The sequence below is a fragment of the Kitasatospora sp. NPDC043949 genome (assembly GCF_056435365.1).
Genome location: NZ_JBWKEQ010000021.1, coordinates 78,449 through 102,358, shown reverse-complemented (window position 1 = coordinate 102,358; position 23,910 = coordinate 78,449). Strand labels below are relative to the sequence as shown.

Below are 23,910 nucleotides of genomic sequence, written 5' to 3'. Positions count from 1 at the left end.
CCCCGCCCCCCCCGGCCGGCACGCCGGGACCCCCCCCCCCCCCCCGCCGGCCCCCCCCCCCCCCCCCCCCCCCCAGGCACCGGCCCAGATGTCGTGGGCGAAGGCCGCCGAGGAGGCCAGGGTGAGCCCGGCGACCACGGCGAGGATGGTGGCGAAGGCGATCGCCGAGATCAGCGCGAACAGCACCACCCCGCCGGTGCTGCCGTTGCCGCCGCCGAGCACCAGGGCGAGCAGCGGGACGGCGGTGTTCCCGGCCGAGTTGGCGTGCCGCACCTCCGCCGAGCCGACCAGCGCGGTCGCGCCCAGGCCGAGCGCGATGGCCATCAGGTAGAAGCCGCCGACCAGGCCGATCGCCCACATCGTGGAGCGGCGGGCGGCCCGCGCGGTGGGCACGGTGTAGAAGCGGGACAGGATGTGCGGCAGTCCGGCGGTGCCGAGCACCAGGGCGAGGCCCAGGCTGAAGAAGTCGAGCCGGCTGGTGAAGGTGGCGCCGTACTTGAGGCCGGGTTCGAGGTAGCGCCGCCCGGCGCCGCTGTGCTGGGCGGCCTGGCGCATCAGCTCGCCGACGTCGCCGTGGAAGCGGACCATCAGCAGCACGGTGAGCAGCACCGAGCCGGCGATCAGCAGGAAGGCCTTGACGATCTGGATCCAGGTGGTGGCCCGCATCCCGCCGATCGTGACGTAGACGATCATCAGTCCGCCGACGGCGACGATGGTCCAGGTCCGGGCCTGGGCACTGTTGGTGCCGAGCAGCAGGGCGACCAGCGAGCCCGCGCCGACCATCTGGGCGACCAGGTAGAGCAGGGTGACGACGACGCTGGCGCCACCGGCCGCGGCCCGGACCTTGCGGCGGCGCAGCCGCAGGGCGAGCACGTCGGCGAGGGTGTACCGGCCGGCGTTGCGGACCAGTTCGGCGACCAGCATCAGCACCACCAGCCAGGCGACCAGGAAGCCGATGCTGTAGAGCACGCCGTCGTAGCCGTACAGCGCGATCAGCCCGGCGACGCCGAGGAAGGAGGCGGCGGAGAGGTAGTCGCCGGAGAGCGCGAAGCCGTTCTGCAGCGGGGTGAAGTCGCGGCCGCCGGCGTAGAAGTCCTCGGTGGCGCTGCCCCGGCGGCCGACCCAGAGGGTGATCGCCAGGGTGACCAGGACGACGACGGCGAACAGCGCGATCGCGAGGTCGTGGTGGTCGCCGGTGGGGGCGACGGGGGGCGGGGTGGCGGTCGTCATCGCGGTCGTCACCGCGGTCGTGATCGTGGTCGTCATCGCAGCTGGTCCTGGGTGTCCCAGCGCAGGCCCAGGGCGGCGCGGTCGCGCTTGGTCCGGGCGTTGCGGGCGTAGAGCCAGGTGAGCAGGAAGGTGGAGGCGAACTGCAGCAGGCCGAGCAGCCAGGCCACGTTGAGCGGGCCGGCCACCTGGCTGCGCATCAGGCCGGGGGCGGCGGCCTGCGCGGCGACGTACATCAGGAACCAGCCGAGGAAGGCTCCGCTGACCGGGAAGACGAACGACCGGTAGCTGCGGCGGATGTCCTGGAAGGCGTCGCTGCGCTGGACGGCCCGGTACACCTCGGTGCTGTCGGTGGCGGGCACCAGGGCCCGGGGGGCGGTCGCCGGTTCGACGGCGGGCTGGGCGGCGGGGGCAGCGGCGGCCCGGACGGGCGCCCGCTCGGCCGGTACCGGCTGGACCGCGCGGGTGGGGGCCGACTGGGCCGGTACCGCCGGTTGGCCGGGCACGTCCGGCCGGTCGGCGGCGGTGGCGGCGGCCGGAGCGGCCCACCAGTCAAATCGCTGCCCCTGTCCGGGACTGCTCGTCTGCTGCTGTGGCACAACTGCTCCTGGACCGGCGGGCACTCTGACCCCAACCATGATGGTGGCCGCCGGACAGCCCCTCTGACCATTGCCGATACCTTCACTCGATGAGGTGATCGATCATCCGACAGACACTCATCCGACTACTGCTGCGTACCGGTGATCCCGTGTCGAAAGGCGTACGAGACCGCCTGCGCCCGGTCCCGTACCGCGGTCTTGGCGAACAGGTTGTTGATGTGCGTCTTCACGGTGGCCTGGCTGACGAACAGCCGCTGGGCGATCTCGGCGTTGGAGAGCCCCTCCGCGATCAGCGCCAGCACCTCCGCCTCCCGGGCGGTCAGCCCGTCCGGGAGCTCCCCCGGCCGCCCGGCCGGCTTCCCGGCCCCCGGCGCGGATCCGGCCGCAGGCCCTGAAAGCCTTTCCAGCAAACGGAGTTGGATCTGCGGCGAGAGCCCGGCCGCCCCCGCGCGGACGTCCGCGATCGCCCGGGCGATCTCCTCGCCACCGGCGTCCTTGGTGAGGTAGCCGCGCGCCCCGGCCTGCAGAGCGGGGAAGAGCGAGTCGTCGTCGGCGTAGGTGGTGAGCACCACGACCTCGGTCTGCGGGTGCGCGGCCCGGATCCGCCGGGTCGCCTCGACGCCGTCGACGCGCGGCATCCGCAGATCCATCAGCACCACGTCCGGGTGACACCGTTCCACCAGGGCGACGGCCTCCTCCCCATCCGCCGCCGCGCCGACCACCTCGATGCCGGGCAGCAGCCCCAGCAGCATCACGATGCCCTCGCGCACCACCGTCTGGTCGTCCACCACCAGCACCCTGGTGACTTCTGCCTCGCTCATGCGCCCGCCCCGCTTCGCTCGGCAGTCGCTTCGCGAAATCCGCACCTGCTGATGATGAGCTCGCCGCGCTCGCTCATGCCGGCACCTGCAGCAGCACGCGCCACCCTCCGTCCTCGGGGCCCGCCAGCAGGGTGCCGCCGAGCAGTTCCGCGCGTTCGCGCATCCCCAGCAGACCGTACCCGCTGCCGCTGGCCGCCAGCTCCCCGGACGGTTCGCCGCGCGGAGGGCGGGAGTTGCGCACCTCCAGCTCCACCGCCTCCGTCAGGTAGCGCAGTTCGACGGTGCACCGGGCGCCGGGCGCGTGCTTGCGGACGTTGGTCACCGCCTCCTGCGCGGTGCGCCGCACCGCAAGGGCGGCCTCGGCGGCGAGCGGTCGGGGCGTGCCGGTGACGGTGAGCGCGGCCCGCTCCCGCCCGGTCAGCTCCACCAGGAACTCACCGACCGGGGTGAGCTCGCCGCGCAGCGCGGACAGCGCCTGCCGGGTCTCGACCAGCCCGTCCTGGGCCATCCGCCGGGCGGCGACGACCCGCTCGCGGATCTGCCCGCGGTCGGTGCCGGCGTCCAGCATCAGCCGGGCCGCCTCCAGGTGGACGAGCTGCGCGGAGAGGCTGTGCGCGAGCACGTCGTGGATCTCCCGGGCGATCCTGGCCCGTTCGGCGAGCGCCGCGCTCTCCGCCTCGGCGGCCCGGGCGGCGCGCTCCTGGGTGAGCAGCTGGCGGGCGGTGCCGCGGGCCTCGACGTCCAGCCGCAGCAGGTAGCCGAGCAGGCCGAGCCCGCCGATGGTGGCGAAGATGCTCACCCAGCTCGCCCAGCTGGCGGCAGTGTACGAGCCCAGCGCGGCCGCCGCGGTGAGCAGGCCGGGCGCGGGCGGCAGCCGGACCACCCCGACCACGGCCAGCCCGCACCAGACGAAGTCGGCCAGCAGGTAGGCCTGCCCCCAGTTGGCCAGCCAGGCGCTGCCGAGCAGGGCGACGGCCAGGCCCAGCGAGAGCGCCAGGCGCTGTTCCCGGGTGGCGTAGAGGTAGCCGGTGGCCAGGGCGGCGACCCCGAGCAGTCCGGCCGCCACGACCACCACCGCCCAGCCCGCGTACTTGCCGCCGGAGAACGTCCCCCAGCAGACGACGACCAGCAGGACGGTGCGGCCGAGCAGGGAGAGGGCCCGCCGCGGCCATCTCCCGACCTCGCGCTCCAGCCCCTCGCGGGACGGCCAGCGGGTCCAGTACCACTCGACCACAGGTGCCTCCTCGACGTTCTCGGACAGCGGGCCCGGCAGGCCCCGACAGGGCGGTCAGCGCGGTACGGCGGCCTGTTGCGGCAGGTCCAGGGCCCGTGCCCGCCAGTTCACCACGAACGAGCGGGTCAGCAGCAGGACCGCCAGTCCCAGCAGCAGCGCGCTGCCCGCCTGGTGGACGTGCAGTGCCGCGCCGATGCCGTACAGGGCGAGCCGGATGGCGAGCATGCCGACCCAGGCGGCCACCGTGGCCTTGGTGCCCTTGGCCCAGACCGAGCCGTCCCCGGCCCGCCACAGCCGCACGGTCCAGCCCCAGACGGAGCCCATCGCGACCACCGCCGCCAGGCCGCACCCGACCAGGGTGGCGGACAGCGCGGTGTGCTGGTGGTCGATGAGCTGCGGGTCGCGCAGTGCGAGCACGCCGAGGATCAGCGGCAGCAGCCAGAAACGACGCTCGGTGTCCAGGCGCTGGGCGCGCATCTGGCGCTGGACCACGAGGACCATCACCGCGATGATCACGACGATGTTGACGAGGGCGGTCATCGGACTTCTCCGTCCCGACAGGAGGCTTGTACTGACCTCTCCGACGCTACGGATCCGGCGCCCCCGGTTGATCGGCGCCGGGGTGGACCACAGGTGGAACCGGCAGCACGAGGGCCCTCCACCCGTGGGTGGAGGGCCCTCGTGCCGGAAGGATCCGAAGGCCTCAGGCGTCGATGCGGGAGCGGTCCAGGGTGGCCGCCGAGTCCACGATGAACTCCTTGCGCGGGGCGACGTCGTTGCCCATCAGCAGGTCGAAGATCCGCTCGGCCTGCTCCAGGTCGCCCAGGTTGATCCGGCGCAGCGTGCGGTGGCGCGGGTCCATGGTGGTCTCGGCCAGCTGGTCGGCGTCCATCTCGCCCAGGCCCTTGTACCGCTGCACCGGCTCCTTCCAGCGCTGCCCCTTGCGCTGGAACTCCAGCAGGGTGGAGCGCAGTTCGGCGTCGGAGTAGGTGTAGTGGTACTTCTCCTGGCCGCGCTTGGGGCTGGTGAGCTCGATCCGGTGCAGCGGCGGCACGGCGGCGAAAACCCGGCCCTGCTCGACCATCGGCCGCATGTAGCGGTGGAACAGCGTCAGCAGCAGGGTGCGGATGTGCGAGCCGTCGACGTCGGCGTCGGCCATGAAGATGACCCGGCCGTAACGGGCCTGGTCGATGTCGAAGGTGCGGCCCGAACCGGCCCCTATCACCTGGATGATCGCGGCGCACTCGGTGTTCTTGAGCATGTCGCTCACCGAGGCCTTCTGCACGTTGAGGATCTTGCCGCGGATCGGCAGCAGCGCCTGGAACTCGGAGTTGCGGGCGAGCTTGGCGGTGCCGAGCGCGGAGTCGCCCTCGACGATGAAGAGCTCGCTGCGGTCGACGTCGTCACTGCGGCAGTCGGCCAGCTTGGCCGGCAGCGAGCTGGTCTCCAGCGCGGTCTTGCGGCGCTGGGCCTCCTTGTGCTGGCGGGCCGCGACCCGGGTGCGGGCGGCCGCGACGACCTTGTCCAGCACGGCCCGGGCCTGGAGCTTCTGGTCCTTCTTGGCCGAGGTGAGGAAGGCCTTGAGCTCCTTGGCGACGACGGCGGCGACGATCCGGTTGGCCGCCGAGGTGCCGAGCACCTCCTTGGTCTGGCCCTCGAACTGCGGCTCGGCGAGCCGGACGGTGACCACCGCGGTGAGGCCCTCGGTGGCGTCGTCCTTGGTGATGTCGTCCTCGGCGACGCGCAGCAGCTTGGCCGCGCGCAGCGCCTCGTTGACGGTCTTGGCCAGCGAGCGCTCGAAGCCGGTCATGTGGGTGCCGCCCTTGGGGGTGGCGATGATGTTGACGAAGGAGCGCAGGGTGGTGTCGTAACCGGCGCCCCAGCGCAGCGCGATGTCCACGCCGAGCTGCCGGGTGACCTCGGTGGGGGTCATGTGGCCGAGTTCGTCCAGGACGGGCACGGTCTCCTTGAAGGTGCCCTCTCCGCGCAGCCGCAGCACGTCGCAGACCGGCTTGTCGGGCGCCAGGAACTCGCAGAACTCGGCGATGCCGCCGTCGAAGCGGAAGACCGACTCCTCGACCTGCTCGCTCTCGGTGAGCCGCTCGTCACGCACGACGATGGTCAGGCCGGGGACGAGGAAGGCGGTCTGCCGGGCGCGGCTGTGCAGGTGCTCCAGGGAGAGCCGGGCGTCCTTGAGGAAGATCTGCCGGTCGGCCCAGTAGCGGATCCTGGTGCCGGTGCGGGCCTTGGGCACCTTGCGGGCTCTGGTCAGGCCGTTGGCGGGCTCGAAGGGCGCGTCGGGGCTGGCCTCGGTGAAGATGCCGGGGGTGCCGCGGCGGAAGCTGATCGCGTGGGTGTGTCCGCTGCGGTCGACCTCGACGTCCAGCCGGGCGGAGAGGGCGTTGACCACGGAGGCGCCGACGCCGTGCAGGCCGCCGGAGGCCGCGTAGGAGCCGCCGCCGAACTTGCCGCCGGCGTGCAGCTTGGTCATCACGACCTCGACGCCGGACAGCCCGGTCTTGGGCTCGACGTCGACCGGGATGCCGCGCCCGTTGTCGCGGACCTCGACCGAGGAGTCCGGGTGCAGCAGGACCTCGATGCGGTCGCAGTAACCGCCCAGCGCCTCGTCGACGGAGTTGTCGATGATCTCCCAGAGGCAGTGCATCAGGCCGCGGCTGTCCGTCGAGCCGATGTACATGCCGGGGCGCTTGCGGACCGCCTCCAGGCCCTCCAGGACGAGCAGGTGCCGAGCGGTGTAGTTGGAACCGTCGTCGCCGGCCAGCAGTGCGGACGGCACGGTCGTTTCGGCACTCACGCGGCACTCTCCTCGGTGAAGTTCTGTCTCATCGGTCACATCCGGACGCATCCGGACCATCCGCCAGTGCAGCACGCCGCACCGACAGTCGTCGCCCGGTGTGCTCGCACCCCTCCGCTGGGTGCACAGCACGGCGGGCCGCTCCCGCGCAGCTTGTACGCGCTGCGCGAACAAGGACCGCTCCGGTATCCGGACCCCGGGGCGCCATCTCCTCCCGGTACCACCGGTCCTGGCGGATCGTGGGGCCTGGCACAGGCTCCGGAACTGCCGTTATGCAGGCTACCGGGGCCCGGGGCGGGGCTTATGCTCCAACCCGGCAGAGGATTATGCTACGCGGACCTCGCACCCGGTCCCGATCGGGCGTTCGAGGGACGGGCGGATCCTGGGATTCGGTACGCATGAACCACCGGCCCCCGGGGCACGTCCTCATCAACACAGCAGAATCCTCAGAGAAGAAAAGCCACGAGCGGGAACGTTTTCGGCCTGGTTGGATGTTGACCCTGGTACGACAGCTCGTCGAGCTAGAGAAGAGGCGACGTGACTACTGTTCTGACACCTGCGAGCCCGCTCACCGCGGCTGACCGCTGCGACCGCTGCGGCGCCCAGGCCTACCTGCGCGTCGTACTCGCCAGCGGCGGAGAGCTGCTCTTCTGCGCCCACCACGGCCGGAAGTTCGAGCCCGAGCTCAAGAAGATCGCCGTGGAGATACAGGACGAGAGCGGCCGTCTCAGCGGCACCGCCAACGCCACGGCCGCCGAAGAAGAGCGCTGATCCAAGGCGCCACACCAGCAGTCGGCGTCGAGCTGTGTATCCGGTCGCGCACTCCGCGCGACCGGTGAGCCGGGCGACAGGTCCCCTCGGGAACCGGTCGCCCGGCTCTGCTGTTCACGGAGACCGGCACGCTCCGCAGCGATGTGACGTCAGAACGTGACCAGTTGGTCACCGGCAACGGCCCGGGCGGCCCTCACAGCACCGAGCGCACCGCGTCCGCGACGGACGCCACCCTGGTGTAGACGCCCGGGTGGGCCGCCTCGGCGCAACCCGTCCCCCAGGAGACCAGGCCGACCAGTCGGCCGCCGACGACCAGCGGGCCGCCGCTGTCGCCCTGGCAGGCGTCCTTGCCACCCTTCTCCTCACCCGCGCACACCATGCCCCGGGCGTCGAACTTGCCGTCCGGCCCGCCCGGGTAGGCCTGCGCACAGGTCTGGTCCGCGATGATCGGCACCTCCACCCCGCGCAGCGTGGGCGAGTAGTCACCGCGCCCGGTGGTGTCGCCCCAGCCGAAGACCCGCGCGGCGGTCCCGGCCGCGTACGGCTCGGTCTCGCCCTGGCCGACCAGGTCGATCACCGGCCGGGAGTCCTGGGGGTCGGCGAGGGTGAGCACGGCGACGTCGTTCAGGTTGGCGGTGAAGGAGTAGTCGGGGTGGATCCACACCGACCGGACGGGCACCTCGCGGCCGGCCGAGCTGCGCATGTCGTCCCGGCCGATGACGGCCTTGAGGCCCGGCCGGTCCACCTTGGCGCCCCTGGACTCGTCGTAGAAGCAGTGCGCGGCCGTCACCACCTTGGTCGGCGTGACCAGCGCTCCCCCGCAGAACTGGCCGGAGCGGCCGCTGCCGAACTGCTGGCGGCTGGACAGCGCCACCACCCACGGGTGGTCGACGGTGGTCTCGGCGGTGCCGCCGACCACCCGGCGCTGCGCCCCGGCCGGACCGGCCGCGCCGAGCGCGACCAGCGGGACGGGGACGGCGGCCAGCAGCGCCAGTACGGCGGCCCGTCGGCGGCGGCCCGCACGGGCGGCCGCCGGGCTCGCCGGGGGCGGGGCGGGGGTCGGCAGGGCAGCGCGGTCCGGGTTGGGCAGCACCGTGACTCCAGTCGGCTCGGCAGCAGGCAACCGCCACAGCGTAGGTGATCGACTACGCGGTGCGACCGCTTCCCGTCGCACCGCCACCCGGACGAGGGACAACGGCCACCCGGACGCTGACCCGCCCGGGCCCGGACAGCGGCGAAGGCCCGGAGCCGTGGGGCTCCGGGCCTTCGTCACACGCTTGCCGTACCGGCCTGATCAGTCCAGGTAGTCGCGCAGCACCTGGGAACGCGACGGGTGGCGCAGCTTCGACATGGTCTTCGACTCGATCTGGCGGATGCGCTCACGGGTGACCCCGTACACCTTGCCGATCTCGTCGAGCGTCTTCGGCTGACCGTCCGTCAGGCCGAAGCGCATCGAGACCACGCCGGCCTCGCGCTCGGAGAGGGTGTCCAGCACGGAGTGCAGCTGCTCCTGGAGCAGGGTGAAGGAGACCGCGTCGGCCGGGACGACCGCCTCGGAGTCCTCGATCAGGTCACCGAACTCACTGTCGCCGTCCTCGCCGAGCGGGGTGTGCAGCGAGATCGGCTCACGGCCGTACTTCTGGACCTCGATGACCTTCTCGGGGGTCATGTCGAGTTCCTTGGCCAGCTCCTCCGGGGTGGGCTCGCGGCCCAGGTCCTGGAGCATCTGGCGCTGGACCCGGGCCAGCTTGTTGATGACCTCGACCATGTGCACCGGGATGCGGATGGTGCGGGCCTGGTCGGCCATGGCGCGGGTGATCGCCTGGCGGATCCACCAGGTGGCGTAGGTGGAGAACTTGTAGCCCTTGGTGTAGTCGAACTTCTCGACCGCACGGATCAGACCGAGGTTGCCCTCCTGGATCAGGTCCAGGAAGAGCATGCCGCGGCCGGTGTAGCGCTTGGCCAGCGAGACCACCAGGCGGAGGTTGGCCTCCAGCAGGTGGTTCTTGGCGCGGCGGCCGTCCTCGGCGATGATCTCCAGCTCGCGCTTGAGCTTGGGGGCGAGCTTGTCGGCGGCCGAGAGCTTGTCCTCGGCGAACAGACCGGCCTCGATGCGCTTGGCGAGCTCGACCTCCTGCTCGGCGTTGAGCAGCGGGACCTTGCCGATCTGCTTCAGGTAGTCCTTGACCGGGTCGGCGGTGGCACCGGCGACGGCGACCTGCTGGGCCGGCGCGTCGTCCTCGTCGTCGTCGGAGAGCACGAAGCCCTGCGACTCCTCCTCGGGCTCCGCCTCCTCGCCCGCCTTGTCGCCGGGCAGCGCGACGTCCTCGAGCAGCTCCTCCTCGCCGATGAGCTCCTCGTCGCCCTTGCCCGCCTTGGCGGCGGTCTTCTTGGCGGCGGTCTTCTTGGCCGGCGCGGCGGTCTTCTTGGCCGCGGCCTTCTTGGCCGGGGCGGCCTTCTTCGCCGCGACCGCCTTCAGCCCGGAGGCGACCCCGGTCGTCTCCGAGGTGATCTCGGCGGACACCGTGGGGGCGGACGCCGTGGCGGCCGCCACGGCCGGGGCCGCGACGGGCGCACCGGGCGCGATCCGCACGGGCGGCTTGGTCGGGGCCGTGGGGGCGGCCGGGCTCCGGGTGGTGACAGCCTTGGTGGCGGTGCGCTTGGTGGGGCTCTTGGCAGCAACGCTCTTGCGCTTGGCGCCGGCCGGTTCGGCCGCGCTGACCATGAGGTCCACCCCCTCCTCAATCAGCACCTGGTTGAGGCTGCGCATGACGTTCTTCCACTTGGTGACCGGGATCTGGTCCGCCTCGAACGCCTGGCGCACGTCGTCACCGGCGATCTGCCCCTGGGCCTTGCCCCGCTCGATGAGCGCCAGCAGAGCTGCGGACTCGGCGATCTCGGGGGGAAGCGAACGGGATGTGCTGGCCGACACGAACAACCTCTCGGACGATGAGTGGACTCGAACCCGTACCGGCCGCCCGAGCGGGCGGGGAAGGAAATCGCGCGTCGGGCGCGCGGTGTCGATTCCGACCGACTCGGGCTTGAGGACTGGGTTTGCAGGACGGCAGCAGCGCCGCGGACCAACACAGCATTGTGACATGTTGAAGTATTCCGGAGCTGCTCCCGCTCAGGAGACATCGCTGCTACTCGTCAAGTGTTACGCATGGCCTTCGTGTCGCGGGTCACACCACTCGGCGCCCGCGGCCACGGGGCCGGAATCCATCATCGCGCACTCGCACCGAAACCCGTTGTCATGGACGGGGCATCAAACGTTCGGGTCGGACCGCCGACATGCAGAAGCCCTCCGGCTGCGCCGCGCGGGTGCGGCCGGAGGGCCCTGGAGGAACGGAGGACGGACGGGGCGCCCGCTCACCGGAACGGCCCGCTCAGTGCTCCCGAGGGGCGGGGACGGACGGCTCGATCTCGGGGTGGACGGTGAGCAGCGCCCGCATCGCGGCCTCCCCCGCGGTGCCGTCGCCGGTGCCCAGCGCATCCACCAGCCTGGCGTGCAGGCTGACCGAGGACTCGGAGGCGCGCTCGCAGGAGATGGCCGGCCCGCCCGACACCTGCAGCGCGCCGGCGACGATCCCGGACAGGTGCTCCAGCATCCGGTTGCCGGCCATCTGGAGGATCAGGCCGTGCAGCTCGGCGTCGGCCCGGGCGTAGGTGGAGAGGTCGGCCTGGGCGGCGGCGTGGCCCATGATCTCGACCAGCTCGACCAGCCGCTGCTGGACGTCCTCCCGGCCGTGGCCGGCGGCGAGCCGGGCGGCCAGCGGCTCGATCGCCCAGCGGAGCTCGAACAGCTCCCGGCGCTGCTCGTCCCGCTGCGGGCCGAAGGCGCGCCACTCGATGATGTCCGGGTCCAGCAGGTTCCAGTCGGCGACCGGACGGACCCGGGTGCCGACGTTCGGCCGGGCGCTGACCAGGCCCTTGGCCTCCAGGACGCGCAGCGACTCGCGGACGACTGTGCGGGACACCTCGAACCGCTGGCCGATCTCCTCGGGCACGAGCGGACGGTCGGCGCCCAGGTCGCCGGAGACGATCATCTGGCCGAGCTGCTGGACCAGCTGGCCGTGCAGACCGCGGCCGCGGCTACTGGTGGTCTTGCGGCCGACCCGGGCGAGATCGGACTCGGCGCCCTCCCAACGGGGCGCCGGCGGAGTCGGCCGGTCGGCGTACGAGAAGCGGTCCAGATCGCCGGGGCCGTGGATGGGTCCGTCGGCGGAACGGGCGGGGGTCATGGTGGGGTGCGCAAGGGTACTCACAGCTCCTTTGTCGGCGATCGGCGGGCGCAGCTTGAGAATTCTCGTGAAAAGCACACGAAAGGGTGATCGACCGCGACTGGATAATTGACTTCTTATCAGGAAGAACCGCGCATTACGGTCACTGCTGGTCGATCTTGATGCTTCGGCGCGGCCGCCCCCTCGGCGCCCGGCGTCAGAGCGCGCGCCGCCGGACCTGCACCAGGAGCGCCGCGAGCAGCAGGACGGCCGCGGGCGCCGCCACCGCCGCGAGCAGAGCCGGATCCGTCAGCGCCGCGCTCCCAGCCACCGCCTCGTGCTCCCCGCGGTAAACCCAGCCGTAGGCCCATTCGACGCCGGACTGGAACGGCAGCAGCTCGGCCGCACGGGTCGGCCACGGCCTGCCGGTCTCCCGCAGCAGCAGCGCCACACCGGACTCCAGCAGCGGCGGCAGCGCGCACAACAGCAGCACCCCGACCGAGGCGCTGCGGGTCAGTGACGTCGTCAGCACCCCGGTCCAGCCCGCCACGACGGTCAGCAGGACGAAGGCCAGCAGGGCCGCCGGCGCCCCGTGGCCGGCCGCCAGCGCCACCGGAGCGAACACGCCCGGCAGGTCGGTCAGGCCCGGCAGGTCGGCCAGGCCGGACAGCCCGGTGGCGGCCAGCGCCTGCGACACCTGGTCCGACAAGGCCGAGGGCTCCGCCCAGGCGGCCACCGTCACCCCTCCCGGCAGCGCCAGCTGCACCGCCACCGCGTCGAGGAGCAGGGTCGCCAGCGCCAGCAGCCCCGCGACGGGACCGACCACCAGCAGCTTGGCCAGCAGCAGTCGCACCCGCCGCGGGTACGACACCTGGGAGGCCGGCAGCCCCGGGTGTCGCACCTCGTGCCCGTACGAGAGCGCGCCCAGCACGCCGGCCCCGAACGCGGCGAACGGTAGCGGGATCAGCGGTACGGCGGCGGTCAGCAGCCGCACCCCGGCCGGGACGGCCAGCGGGCCGGCCGGGGCCTGGCTCGCCAGGACGGCGGCCGTGACGGCGTCGCACAGCAGCACGGCGGCGAGCAGCAGCCAGGTGGAACGCAGGCCGCGCAGGCGGCGCAGCTCGTAGGCCAGGACACGCACGGTTCACTCGCTCCGGTGGTCGTCGGGGGTGGCGGGGCTGACGGGACCGCCGGGGGCCGGGGTCGCGGCCGGAACCTGGGCCCCGGCCGGGCGGCCGAGCCGGACGGTGTCGTCGGTCAGCAGGTCGGCGGCGCTCTCGCGGCGGCCCCTGGTCGGGTCGGGCGCGGGCCTCCCGTCGCCGACAGCGGGGCCGGGGTCGGGGTCGGGGGCCGGGGCGAGGGCCGACGCGGATCTGGCCAGGGCGCCGGGGCCGTCACGGAACAGCCGCTCCACGACGACGGTCGGGGTGGGCTCGGCGGGCTCGGCCTGGCGGGGGGTGGCGCCGAGGGCGGAGAGGGCGGTCGCGGCCGAGGCGGCCGGCAGGGCGCGGGTGGGCAGCGCCGCCTCGTCCCGGTGGTGGGCGGCCACCGGGCGGGCTTCCGGGCGGCGGGCGCCCCGGTGGCGCGGGACGGTGACGGCCTGGACGTCGGAGGCCGGTTCCTGAGCGGGCTCAGGGCCGGGTTCGGGGCCGGGTTCGGGACCCGGCTCGGCAGCGGTGGGGCCCGACTGGACACGGAGGTGGCCGGAGCGGCCCGATGCGACCGGCAGGGCGACCCGGGGCGCCGGCTGCTCGACCACCCGGTCGGCCAGCTCGTGCAGCAGGATGCCGTGGCGATAGGCGAGTTCACCGATCTCGGTACGGTCGACGCCCGCCACCGCGAGGCCCGCGCCGCCGTCCCGCCGCACCTCGGCGCCCTGACTGACCAGCAGGTCGGCCAGCCGCGCCATCTGCGGCCCGCGGACGGCCACTTCGGGGCTGAGCCTGGTCCGGCGGAACTCCGCCACCGGCTGGTCCGCCACCAGCCGGCCGCGGTCCAGCGTGATGACCCGGTCGGCGAGCTGCGCGGCCTCCTGCGGGGTGCGGGTGGTCACCAGGACCGTCCCGCCGGCGACGCCGAACGAGTGCAGGAAGGAGTGGAACCACTCGACGTTGCGCGGGGACAGGCCCTCGGTCGGCGCGTCCAGCAGCAGCGTGCCGGGGTCGCCGAGCAGGGCCGCGGCCAGGGCCAGCCGGCGGTGCATGCCGGGCGAGAAACTGCGCAGCCGCTGCCCGGCGACGGCGGCCAGCCGGGTCTGCTCCAGCAGTTCGTCGGCCCGCCGTGCGGGGGCGCCGACCGCCGCGGCCAGCATCCGCAGGTGGCCGTGCGCCTTGCGGCCCGGGTGGCCCGCCACGGCGGCCGCGCCCGGCCCGGGGCCGGGCAGCAGCACGCCGACCTCGCGCTCGGGGCGGCGCAGCCGGCGGTAGGTGCGACCGTCGAAGAGCGTGATGCCCTGGCCGCGTTCGAGTTCGAGCATCAGCCGCAGCGCGGTGGACTTGCCCGCGCCCTCGGCGCCGAGCAGCGCGGTCACCATGCCGGGCCGGGCGTCGAAGGTCAGATCGAGCACCGCGGGCGGCGCGCCCTTGCGGTAGACCTTGGTCAGTCCGGTGATCTGGATCATCGCTGCCTGCTCCCATGCCCTCGGCCGACCTGCCCGACGCGGGGCGCCCCCTGGTGTGTTGGCGCGTGCCAGCACGGCCCCGCGCCAGCACATTAGGGGCCGGTGGCGGAGATTCCGGGCATTACGGGAGCGGCGCGGGCCCGTCGGCCACCCACCTCACCCGATCAGGGGACAATCCGATCCTGCGATTCCCGGGTCGGGGGGAGTCGGCGGCGGGCCCGGGCCGGGTCAGGACTCCGGGCGCAGCATGGGCGGGTTGAGGACGGTCGCGCCGCCCGCGGTGAACAGCTGGGCGGGGCGGCCGCCCTGACGGGTCGTCGTGCCACCGGAGGGCAGCAGGAAGCCGGGGGTGCCGGTGACCTTGCGGTGGAAGTTCCGCGGGTCCAGGACCACGCCCCAGACCGCCTCGTAGACCCGGCGCAGCTCGCCGACGGTGAACTCGGTGGGGCAGAAGGCGGTGGCGAGGGAGGAGTATTCGATCTTGGAGCGGGCGCGTTCCACGCCGTCGGCGAGGATCAGCCCGTGGTCGAAGGCGAGCGGGACGCCGTCGACCGGGCTCCGGCCGAGCAGTTCGCCGACCGGGGCCCAGCGGGCACTGCTGGCGTCGCCGCCGGCCCGGGGGGTCGGCAGGTCGGGGGCGAGGACCAGGTAGGCGACGCTGACCACCCGCATCCGGGGGTCGCGCTGCGGGTGGCCGTAGGTGGCGAGCTGCTCCAGGTGGGCACCGGCCGCGCCGGGGCCGACCGCCTCGTGGCCGGGGGCGGAGTGTGCGCGCAGGCCGGTCTCCTCGGCCAGCTCCCGGGAGGCGGCCTCGGCCAGGCCCTCGTCCGGGCGGACGAAGCCGCCGGGCAGTGCCCAGTACCCCTGGAACGGCGGCTCGCCGCGTCTGACCAGCAGGGCGCAGAGCGCGTGGTCGCGCACCGTCAGCACCACCAGGTCAACCGTGACAGCGAACGGGGGGAAGGCCGACGGATCGTAGCGCGACATGGCGACGATCATAGTCGTCTCTCTGACGATAAGCACAGGCCTGTACACGGACCGCGCCCGGCCCTCCTGAGGTGTCGCCGGAGCCGGGCGGGCCCGGGCAGGGGTGTCAGCGGGCGCCCAGTTGCAGCTCCGCGGAGGCCTCCTCGACCATCGCCACGCCGATCCGGCTCACCCGGACCGAGAAGGGCTCGCCGGCGACCCGCAGGCCGGTCAGCTCCAGCTCGCCGAGCGGAGCGGTGCTGGCCGGGCGGACCAGGACCCGGCCGCCCGGCACGTCGGGGCGGACCCCGGCGAGCGCGAACACCGCGTGCGCGGCGCCGGCCGCCGAGACCGCTGCCGGGCGGCAGGCGGCCGGGTGCGGCACCGGCGGGCAGCCGGGGATCCGCTGCTCCCCCGCGTACATCTCGGGCAGCCGCCCCTCGTAGTGGGCGGCCGCGGCGAGCAGGCCCTCCAGCAGGGCGCCGGCCTCGTTCTCATGGCCGGCTTCGGCCAGCCCGGCGATCGCCAGCGCGGTCTCGTGGACCCGCACCGCGCCGCCGCGGTGGCCCAACGGGTTGAAGCGGGGGGACTTGGCGCTGAGCGTGCGCAGGCCCCAGCCGCTGTCCAGCTCCGGCGCGGCCAGGCGCTGGGCCAGCAGTCGGGTCTGTTCCCGGTCCAGCAGGCTCTCGTGCCGGCCGCCGTCGGCGGCGAGCCCGGTGTCCAGCAGGTGCACCAGGCAGGAGGCGACGGCCGGCAGCGGCTGGCCGCCCGGCGCCAGCGCGGCGGCGGGGCGTCCGCCGGAGAGGTCGTCGATCCAGAACCGCTCGCGGAAGCACCCGCGCAGTTCGGCGGCCCAGCCGCGCCACTCCTCGGCGCCGGGGCGGCCGAAGGCCTCCAGCAGTTCGGCGCCGTGCAGGGCGGCGCGGTGGGCCTGCGCCTGGACCTCGGCCCGGGCAGCCACCGGGTGGGCGGCGCGGTCCTCCGCCGGGCGGCTGAGGTCGGTGACGAAGCCGTCGACCAGGCCCTCGCGGAGGGCGGCCAGGGCCCGCTCCGCGGCCGGGAGCAGGTCGGCGGTCTCCGCACGGGGCAGGCCCCAGCGCCAGGCCTCGGCCAGCACGGTGACGAACAGCAGGGTGGCCTCGGTGGCGGTGCAGGTGGGCGGCAGCTCGGGGCCGCCGTGCCGGAGGGCGCCGGGCAGCAGGCCTTCGGTGCGGCCCGGGGCGGCGGCGGGCTGCTGACGGCGGGCCAGCGCCCGGAGGGTGCCGGCGGCGAGCCGGGTGCCGAGCGGCAGGGTGAGCCGGGCGGCCCAGAGCGCGTCGGCCGGGGCGAGGCCGAAGCGCCAGGGCGCGCCGGAAGCCGGGTAGAGGTCGGTCGGGCGGTCCGGGTCGGCGAACAGCAGCCCGCCGAGGGCGTCCAGGGAGCGGGTGACCAGCAGGGCGGCCCGGGCGTCGTCGCTGCGGACCTCCGGTTGGGCCCAGGGCAGCGGCACGCCCGTGCCCCGCCCGCCGGGCGGCCGCGGGCCGGGGGCGGTGCTCTCCAGTTCGGCGCGCAGCTCGACCGACCAGCGGGCGCCGGGTTGCACCTCCAAGTCCCACCGGAGCACCCCGGCCCCGGCCAGCACCGCGTGCGGGGAGGGCTTGGCGCTGACCACCGCGCTGTGGGCCGGGCCGGCCCAGCGCAGCCCGGCGGACTGCACCTGGCCCGGCAGGTCGGCCGGGCGGTGCCCGGCGGCGATCTCGGCGACCGGGCCGAGGTCGGTGCCGAGGGCGATCTCCATCGGCAGCCGGGCGGGCCGGCCGCCGGTGTTGCGCACGATGACGGTCTCCACTCCGTCCGCGTGACGCAGCCGCTCGACGGTGAGCGCCGGGTCCGGGTCGAGGTCGCCGGGGAGCCGGACGGCGCCGAGGAAGCGGGCCTGCGCGGTGCTGGTCAGGGCGCCCTGGAGCGGCAGCGGCTCCATGCCGCCCAGACGCAGCTCCATCCGGGCGAGCACCCGGACGCCGTTGCGGTAGAAGCCGTGCAGGCCGTGGCCGCGCAGCTGGCCGTCCGGTCCGGAGGCGGCCATCGCGGGGGCGTTGACGCAGAGCACCGCGTGGTGGACGGCGGGGGGCTGCGGCCTTGGCGGGGCCGTGAGCCGACTCGGGCCGACGGGTGCCCCCGCCGGTCCGGCCGTCTGGACCTGGTCGGGACGGCCGACCGGTCTCGGCGCGCCGACCACGCTCTCGGCCGGCATGGCCTGTGGTGGCCTCATGGCGGTCACCGGACTCTCCTCCCCTCGGCGGTCCGGTGGCCTGGTCAGGCCGGTGGGCCGCGAGCACGCTCGATCGCGTGCTGATGGTGCCGGGCCGGCGGGGTGCCCCGTCGGCGGGTGTGCCGTGTCTGGCCGTACCCGGTGCCGGGCCGTGCCATGCGGTGCGCGGTACCGGGCCGGTACCGGCGCGCCGCACCTTCGCGTCGGGCCCGCCTCGGTGCCCGGCGCGTCGTCAGGTCCGGTGACCCGGACCGCCGGTGGCGCCCGACCCGTGGGCCGCGGCGGCCGAGCCAGGTGACCCGAGCGGGCCCCGCACGCTCCGGTGCCCCGGCGCCGTGGCCGCCCCGCTCGGCGGGCGGTCCGCCCGGAACCTGCCGCCGGACGGCCGTCGGACGGTCGCCGGGCCCCCGGGGTGAACGCCGCGCACCGCCTCCAGGTCACGCCCGGCGACGGGTGCGGCCCGTCGAGCCCGGCCCGCCGGGCGGTCGTGCCGCAGCCGTCGAGCCGTCACGGTCGGGCCGTCACCGGGCTGCCACCAGGGCGGCGCGGTCTCGCCACCGGGTGGCGGCGGCTGCGTCCCGGCCCGCGGCCTGCCGTGCAACCCGCCCCGGCCCGGCATCGTATGCCTGGCCGAGTGGGCGGTGACCGTCGAACCGGTGCCCGACCGCGGTCAGGATACGGTGCGGGGGTCGCGGCGCCCGCACCCGGTGACCCCGTGAGCCGCGACCTGACCGCTGTGACCAGCAGAGACCGAGGAGTTGCATGTCCACCGTCAGCCGTCTGCCCGGGATTGCTACGACCGACCACGTCTTCCAGGCCCCCCTCGACCACGCCGACCCGCAGGGCGAGCAGATCGAGGTGTACGCCCGCGAGGTGGTGGCCGCCGGCCGCGAGCAGGCCGACCTGCCCTGGCTGGTCTTCCTCCAGGGCGGGCCCGGCGGCAAGGCCGCCCGCCCGCTCGGCCGCGACGCCTGGCTGGAACGCGCCCTCGACGACTACCGGGTGCTCCTGCTCGACCAGCGCGGCACCGGTCGCTCCACGCCCGCGACCCGGCAGACCCTCGCCCGGCGCGGCGGTGCCCAGGAGCAGGCGGACTACCTGGCGCACTTCCGCGCGGACTCGATCGTGCGGGACGCCGAGCTGATCCGCCACCAGCTGCTCGGCGCGGACCGGCGCTGGAGCGTGCTCGGCCAGAGCTTCGGCGGCTTCTGCACCCTCACCTACCTCTCCTTCGCCCCCGAGGGCCTGACCGAGGCCTTCATCACCGGCGGTCTGTCCGGCCTCGGCAGTTCGGCGGACGACGTCTACCGTGCCGCCTACCCGCGGGTGGTCCACAAGAACGAGGACCACTACGCCAGGTTCCCGCAGGACGTCGAGGCGGTACGGCGGATCGCCGCGCACCTCGCCGCCGCCCCCGCGACGCTGCCCGACGGCGGACTGCTGACCGTCGAGGCGTTCCAGGCCCTCGGGCTGATGCTCGGCGGCGGCAGCGGCTCCGGCACCCTGCACTACCTGCTGGAGGAGGCCTGGGTGGACGGCGCGACCGGCCCCGAGCTGTCCGACACCTTCCTGGCCGGTGTCCAGGCCAAGCTCTCCTTCGCGGAGGGCCCGCTGTACGCCGTGCTGCACGAGTCGATCTACGGCCAGCGCTCGGTGGACCAGGGCGGCACCGCCTGGTCTGCCGATCGGGTCCGCAAGGAGTTCCCGCAGTTCGACGCCCGGGCGGCGCTGGACTCCGGCGCACCGGTGCTGTTCACCGGGGAGATGATCTACCCCTGGATGTTCGACACCGACCCGGCGCTGCGCCCGCTGAAGGAGACCGCGGACCTGCTGGCCGCCCGCACCGACTGGCCCGACCTGTACGACCCGGCGCGGCTGGCCGCCAACACCGTCCCTGTCGTGGCGGCGGTCTACCACGACGACATGTACGTGAACACCGCCGACTCGCTGGCGACCGCCCGCGCGGTGCGCGGTCTGCGGACCTGGATCACCAACGAGTGGGAGCACGACGGCCTTCGGGCGAGCGGCGGCAAGGTGCTCGACCGCCTGATCAAGCTGGCGCACGGCGAGGCCTAGCGAAGCCCGCCCGGGCCGGGCGGCGAGGCTCCGGACGGCCCCTGACGGACGCCCGGCGAGGTCAGCGCGCATGGTGGGCTCCCCTCGCCGCCCGACGGACGCCCCGGCACCGGTGGCGCCCGGCGGCCGACGGTGCGGCGGCGGCCCGGGACACCACTGTCCGGCCGAGCCGCAGACCCCGGGCGGACCGCTGCCGGGGCACCGGAGCGCACCCGGGCACCGGTAGCAGGGCGAGCGGGCCCGGACCGTCCGGACGCGGAGCCGGCTCGGCGGGGCCGGCCGGGCCGACGGGGCCGTGCTCGGCCGCCGCCGCTGTGGCCTGAGCCGCCTTCGAGGCCTTCCGGCGGGCAGGCCGGCGGCGGCGTGAGGCCCCCGCCGGCCCGGGCAGCCCCGACGGCCCACCGCGGCCGGCCTGGTTACCACCCGGGCCCTCGGTGGGCGCCGGCCCCGGTTCGCCGCCGGGCGCCGGCACGGGCCCACCCGCCTCGCGCCGCCGACGCTGCGCCTCGACCGCCGCGAGCAGCGCGTCGGGTGTCATGCCGTCGTTCAACGACTCGTACAGCAGCTCGGCCAGCAGGTAGGACGGGTCGAGCCGGAGGACGTGGCCCAGCACGACGCGGGCCGTCGCGGTGTCCCCCGCCACCCAGGAGGCCCAGGCCAGCAGCGTGAGCGGGGCCACCGCACAGCCCTCGTAGGGCGGCACGGCGCGCCGGGCGAGGAAGCGCCAGAGCCGCTCGGCGGGCGCGAGCTCGGCGGGCCGGGCGTACTCGACTCCGCGATCCCGGGTGAGGCGGTCCCGCAGGGCGACCAGCAGCCGGGCCGCCCGCTCCTCGTCGAGCTCCCGGGCCCCGGCCGCGAACTCGGCGAAGGCCTGGTCGAGCAGGTCGGCGCCCTGCTCCTGGACGGACGCACCCCCGGAGCCCCCAGCGCCGTCAGCACCGTTGGCGGCCTCAGCGGCCTCGGCCCGGGCGAGCGCCGCGCGCTGGGCGTCCGCCCCCGGCGGGCCGATCGGGGCCAGCCCGCCGATGATCGCCTTCCGGCTGCCACGCGGCGCGAGGCCGGCGAACGCCGCGGCGGCGGCCGCCGGGCCCGGGCCGGGGGCACGGCGGATCGGGTTGCCCGCCGGATCGCAGCACCCGGCGCGGCGACAGAGGAAGGACCACCAGCGGCCGTCCGAGACGCAGAGCGACTCTTTGACGGCCACCCCCCTGCGCCCGAAGGCCGCGCGGAGGTCGCCCGCCAGCGGCCGCAGGCCGTCCACCACCGGAGGGGCGTGCGCCGTGGTCCGATCCTGGCAGAGGTAGAGGAGCACTTGGACCGGCCGCTCGCCGTGCCTCTCGGAGAGGGCGACCAGCAGGGCGGCCGTCTCCTCCGCCGCAGCCGGCCACTGCTCGGGCGACTCCGGGACGTCCGCCCGGATCACTCCGCCCTGGTGCAGGTCGGGGCCCTGGAGGCCGACCGCGACGATGCTGTCGTCGGGGTAGAACCCCAGGAGGTAGGGCAGCAGCTCGGCCATGTCGGCCGGGCCGCGCATGGTGACCGGCCGGTGGCCGGAGGACGGGCCGAGGGTCAGGGTGACGCGCTCGTTGTTCATGACGCTCCCGTTGTTCATGACGCTCCGGTTGTTCGCGGCGTTCATGACCGGAAGCGTGACGCGATCCGAGAGACGCACCGGATTTTTCTCTTTTCCTGTGGATAACCCCGCCCTCGTTTTCCGCTTCCCTCATTCGGAGCACACCGCGCCCACTCCCCCGGGTGATTAGTCGGCGGCCGTTCAGCTGAGGAGCTGATGAAATACATCCGGCCTCCACCTCTCCGCAGCCCCGGCATTCGCCCCATGTCAGCGGCTCGGGGTTACATGGACGCCATGCAGCAGTCCGAGAACCACACCACCGCCACCGCCGACCGCGCCGAGGTCCGGGCGCGGGCCGAGGCCGTCCTGCGCGAGCTCGCCGGGCCCGGTGCCGCCCTGCGCGAGGACCAGTGGACGGCCATCGAGGCCCTCGTGGTCGACCACCGCCGCGCCCTGGTCGTGCAGCGCACCGGCTGGGGGAAGTCCGCGGTCTACTTCATCTCCACCGCCCTGCTCCGGGCCCGGGGCGCCGGGCCGACGGTGATCGTCTCCCCGCTGCTCGCCCTGATGCGCAACCAGGTCGAGTCGGCGGCCCGGGCCGGCATCCACGCCCGGACCATCAACTCGGCCAACACCGACGAGTGGGACGAGATCCAGGCCGAGGTCTCCGCCGGGAAGGTCGACGTCCTGCTGGTCAGCCCCGAGCGGCTGAACAACCCCGACTTCCGCGACCAGGTGCTGCCCAAGCTCGCCGCCTCCACCGGCCTGCTCGTGGTCGACGAGGCCCACTGCATCTCGGACTGGGGCCACGACTTCCGCCCCGACTACCGCCGGCTGCGCACGATGCTCGCCGAGCTCCCGCCCGGCGTCCCGGTGCTGGCCACCACCGCCACCGCCAACGCCCGGGTCACCGCGGACGTCGCCGAGCAGCTCGGCACCGGCAGCACCGACGAGCACGCCCTGGTGCTGCGCGGACCCCTCGACCGGGAGAGCCTCACCCTGGGCGTGCTGCCCCTGCCCGACCCGGCGCACCGGCTGGCCTGGCTCGCCGACCACCTCGACCGGCTGCCGGGCTCGGGCATCGTCTACACCCTGACGGTGGCCGCCACCGAGGAGGTGACGGCCTTCCTCCGCGAGCGGGGCTTCCCGGTGGCCTCCTACTCCGGCCGCACCGAGGACGCCGAGCGCCGCACCGCCGAGGCCGACCTGCTGGCCAACCGGGTCAAGGCGCTGGTCGCCACCTCCGCGCTGGGCATGGGCTTCGACAAGCCCGACCTGGGCTTCGTGGTGCACCTGGGCTCGCCCAGCTCGCCGATCGCCTACTACCAGCAGGTCGGCCGGGCCGGGCGCGGCGTCGACCGGGCCGAGGTGCTGCTGCTGCCCGGGCGCGAGGACGAGGCGATCTGGCGCTACTTCGCCTCGCTGGCCTTCCCGCCGGAGGAACAGGTGCGCCGCACCATCGACGCGCTGGCCGAGGCCGGCCGCCCGCTGTCCACCGCCGCGCTGGAGCCCCGGGTGGACCTGCGCCGCACCCGGCTGGAGACCATGCTCAAGGTGCTCGACGTGGACGGCGCCGTCCGCCGGGTCAAGGGCGGCTGGACGGCCACCGGGCAGAGCTGGGCGTACGACACCGCCCGGTACGCCAAGGTCGCGGCCTCCCGCGAGGCCGAACAGCGGGCGATGCGCGAGTACGCGGCGACCACCGGCTGCCGGATGGAGTTCCTGCGCCGCCAGCTGGACGACGAGCAGGCCCGTCCGTGCGGCCGGTGCGACAACTGCGCGGGGCCGCTGCACACCGCCGAGGTCTCCGCCGAGGCGCTGGACGCGGCCCGGGCCGCCCTCGGCCGCCCGGGCATCAGCTTCGAGCCGCGCCGGCTCTGGCCCACCGGGATGGACTCCCTCGGCGTGCCCCTCAAGGGCCGGATCCCGGCGGGCGAGCAGGCCGAGAACGGGCGGGCGCTCGGCCGGCTGTCCGACATCGGCTGGGGCAACCGGCTGCGCACCCTGCTGGCCGACCAGGCCCCGGACGTACCGGTCCCCGGAGAGGCCGTGGACGCCCTGGTCGCGGTGCTCGCCGACTGGGCCCGCGGCCCCGGCGGCTGGGCCGGGCCCGCGACGGCGGACGGCGCCCGGCTGGAGCGGCCGGTCGGCGTGGTGGTCATGGCCTCCTCGACCCGCCCCCAGTTGGTGGGCAGTCTCGGTGCGCGGATCGCCGAGATCGGCCGGCTGCCGCTGCTCGGCCGGATCGAGTACGCCGACGGTCGGCCCCCGCACGGCGCGCGCAGCAACAGCGCCCAGCGACTGCACTCGCTGGCCGGCGCGCTGACGCTGCCGCCGGAGGTGGCGCAGGCGGTGGCCGAGGCCGGCGGGCCGGTACTGCTGGTGGACGACCTCGTCGACTCGGGCTGGACGGTCACCGTGGCCGCCAGGCTGCTGCGCCGTGCCGGGGCGAGCGCGGTGTTGCCCCTGGTGCTGGCCGTGCAGGGGTGACCGGGCGGCAGCGGGCCGCCACTCCACCCATCACTCGAATGGCCTAACGAAGGGAGAAGGCAGCCCACTCGCGAACACGCGGGACGCCGGAGCGGGGAAAGGAGTGGTCACCGTGCCGACAGCGGTTCACCGGACCCCGCACACGGTCTGGATCAAGGTCCAACGCCGCCCGAACGACGCTCGGAACACGGTGGAACATATCCGGCGGAACGTGGGCTTTCGGGTGGCGTTCATCGTTTCATCGTTG

Annotated in this window: 17 protein-coding genes; 3 read left to right on the top strand and 14 right to left on the bottom strand. The window is 74.5% G+C overall.

Annotated elements, in window-relative coordinates; all coding sequences use genetic code 11:
* From AC07AL_RS19280 to AC07AL_RS19255, 6 genes are all read right to left on the bottom strand, one after another.
* Positions 1 to 1,230, bottom strand: a 1,230-nt coding sequence (locus AC07AL_RS19280; protein ID WP_478317830.1) for a solute symporter family protein, incomplete at its 3' end; no start/stop codon positions are given.
* Between the two features lie 32 nt (positions 1,231 to 1,262).
* Complete coding sequence (locus AC07AL_RS19275; protein WP_400808513.1) at positions 1,263 to 1,826, bottom strand: DUF485 domain-containing protein; 564 nt, start codon at positions 1,824 to 1,826, stop codon at positions 1,263 to 1,265.
* Positions 1,827 to 1,951: 125 nt separating this feature from the next.
* Positions 1,952 to 2,647, bottom strand: a complete 696-nt coding sequence (locus AC07AL_RS19270; RefSeq protein ID WP_400988762.1) for a response regulator — start codon at positions 2,645 to 2,647, stop codon at positions 1,952 to 1,954.
* A gap of 73 nt (positions 2,648 to 2,720) precedes the next feature.
* A complete protein-coding gene (locus AC07AL_RS19265; protein ID WP_363584507.1) occupies positions 2,721 to 3,881 on the bottom strand; it encodes a sensor histidine kinase in 1,161 nt (386 codons plus the stop codon).
* A gap of 54 nt (positions 3,882 to 3,935) precedes the next feature.
* Positions 3,936 to 4,421 (bottom strand): CcdC protein domain-containing protein, encoded by a 486-nt coding sequence (locus AC07AL_RS19260; RefSeq protein ID WP_400988761.1) that lies wholly within the window; start codon positions 4,419 to 4,421, stop codon positions 3,936 to 3,938.
* 163 nt (positions 4,422 to 4,584) lie between these two features.
* Positions 4,585 to 6,696, bottom strand: coding sequence for a DNA gyrase/topoisomerase IV subunit B (locus AC07AL_RS19255; RefSeq protein WP_363584511.1), 2,112 nt, complete (start codon positions 6,694 to 6,696; stop codon positions 4,585 to 4,587).
* A gap of 537 nt (positions 6,697 to 7,233) precedes the next feature.
* Here AC07AL_RS19255 and AC07AL_RS19250 point away from each other — a divergent pair.
* Positions 7,234 to 7,467 carry a DUF7455 domain-containing protein gene (locus tag AC07AL_RS19250; RefSeq protein WP_363584513.1) on the top strand — a complete coding sequence of 78 codons (234 nt, stop codon included), beginning with the start codon at positions 7,234 to 7,236 and terminating at the stop codon, positions 7,465 to 7,467.
* 193 nt (positions 7,468 to 7,660) lie between these two features.
* Here the strand turns inward: AC07AL_RS19250 and AC07AL_RS19245 are convergent, their stop codons facing one another.
* From AC07AL_RS19245 to AC07AL_RS19215, 7 genes are all read right to left on the bottom strand, one after another.
* A complete protein-coding gene (locus AC07AL_RS19245; RefSeq protein ID WP_400808719.1) occupies positions 7,661 to 8,461 on the bottom strand; it encodes a S1 family peptidase in 801 nt (266 codons plus the stop codon).
* Positions 8,462 to 8,761: 300 nt separating this feature from the next.
* The gene (locus tag AC07AL_RS19240; protein ID WP_363584517.1) at positions 8,762 to 10,399 is read right to left on the bottom strand and encodes an RNA polymerase sigma factor; all 1,638 of its coding nucleotides are present in this window, start codon (positions 10,397 to 10,399) and stop codon (positions 8,762 to 8,764) included.
* Positions 10,400 to 10,853: 454 nt separating this feature from the next.
* Positions 10,854 to 11,786: a FadR/GntR family transcriptional regulator gene (locus AC07AL_RS19235; protein WP_363584519.1), complete on the bottom strand. Its 933-nt coding sequence runs from the start codon at positions 11,784 to 11,786 to the stop codon at positions 10,854 to 10,856.
* Positions 11,787 to 11,904: 118 nt separating this feature from the next.
* Positions 11,905 to 12,828 carry a hypothetical protein gene (locus AC07AL_RS19230; protein WP_400808525.1) on the bottom strand — a complete coding sequence of 308 codons (924 nt, stop codon included), beginning with the start codon at positions 12,826 to 12,828 and terminating at the stop codon, positions 11,905 to 11,907.
* 3 nt (positions 12,829 to 12,831) lie between these two features.
* Entirely contained in the window at positions 12,832 to 14,307 is a 1,476-nt protein-coding gene (locus tag AC07AL_RS19225) for an ATP-binding cassette domain-containing protein (RefSeq protein ID WP_400808528.1), read from the bottom strand.
* A gap of 228 nt (positions 14,308 to 14,535) precedes the next feature.
* Positions 14,536 to 15,294 carry an NUDIX hydrolase gene (locus tag AC07AL_RS19220; protein WP_350880113.1) on the bottom strand — a complete coding sequence of 253 codons (759 nt, stop codon included), beginning with the start codon at positions 15,292 to 15,294 and terminating at the stop codon, positions 14,536 to 14,538.
* 106 nt (positions 15,295 to 15,400) lie between these two features.
* Positions 15,401 to 17,524, bottom strand: coding sequence for an amylo-alpha-1,6-glucosidase (locus AC07AL_RS19215; RefSeq protein WP_363630379.1), 2,124 nt, complete (start codon positions 17,522 to 17,524; stop codon positions 15,401 to 15,403).
* A gap of 762 nt (positions 17,525 to 18,286) precedes the next feature.
* On the opposite strand from AC07AL_RS19215, the gene AC07AL_RS19210 reads away from it, so the two are divergent.
* Entirely contained in the window at positions 18,287 to 19,600 is a 1,314-nt protein-coding gene (locus tag AC07AL_RS19210) for an alpha/beta fold hydrolase (RefSeq protein ID WP_400808530.1), read from the top strand.
* A gap of 61 nt (positions 19,601 to 19,661) precedes the next feature.
* Here AC07AL_RS19210 and AC07AL_RS19205 read toward each other — a convergent pair whose 3' ends face one another.
* Positions 19,662 to 21,239, bottom strand: coding sequence for a DUF4192 family protein (locus AC07AL_RS19205; RefSeq protein ID WP_400808533.1), 1,578 nt, complete (start codon positions 21,237 to 21,239; stop codon positions 19,662 to 19,664).
* A gap of 228 nt (positions 21,240 to 21,467) precedes the next feature.
* Between AC07AL_RS19205 and AC07AL_RS19200 the strand changes: the two genes are divergently transcribed.
* A complete protein-coding gene (locus AC07AL_RS19200) occupies positions 21,468 to 23,663 on the top strand; it encodes a RecQ family ATP-dependent DNA helicase (RefSeq protein WP_363584528.1) in 2,196 nt (731 codons plus the stop codon).
* The last annotated feature ends 247 nt before the right edge of the window (positions 23,664 to 23,910 follow it).

Bases quoted from the DNA above. Each gene is read 5' to 3' on its own strand.
- AC07AL_RS19270 (WP_400988762.1), bottom strand. From the start codon at position 2,647: ATGAGCGAGGCAGAAGTCACCAGGGTGCTGGTGGTGGACGACCAGACG.
- AC07AL_RS19260 (WP_400988761.1), bottom strand. From the start codon at position 4,421: ATGACCGCCCTCGTCAACATCGTCGTGATCATCGCGGTGATGGTCCTC.
- AC07AL_RS19225 (WP_400808528.1), bottom strand. From the start codon at position 14,307: ATGATCCAGATCACCGGACTGACCAAGGTCTACCGCAAGGGCGCGCCG.
- AC07AL_RS19220 (WP_350880113.1), bottom strand. From the start codon at position 15,294: ATGTCGCGCTACGATCCGTCGGCCTTCCCCCCGTTCGCTGTCACGGTT.
- AC07AL_RS19215 (WP_363630379.1), bottom strand. From the start codon at position 17,524: ATGAGGCCACCACAGGCCATGCCGGCCGAGAGCGTGGTCGGCGCGCCG.
- AC07AL_RS19210 (WP_400808530.1), top strand. From the start codon at position 18,287: ATGTCCACCGTCAGCCGTCTGCCCGGGATTGCTACGACCGACCACGTC.
- AC07AL_RS19205 (WP_400808533.1), bottom strand. From the start codon at position 21,239: ATGAACGCCGCGAACAACCGGAGCGTCATGAACAACGGGAGCGTCATG.
- AC07AL_RS19200 (WP_363584528.1), top strand. From the start codon at position 21,468: ATGCAGCAGTCCGAGAACCACACCACCGCCACCGCCGACCGCGCCGAG.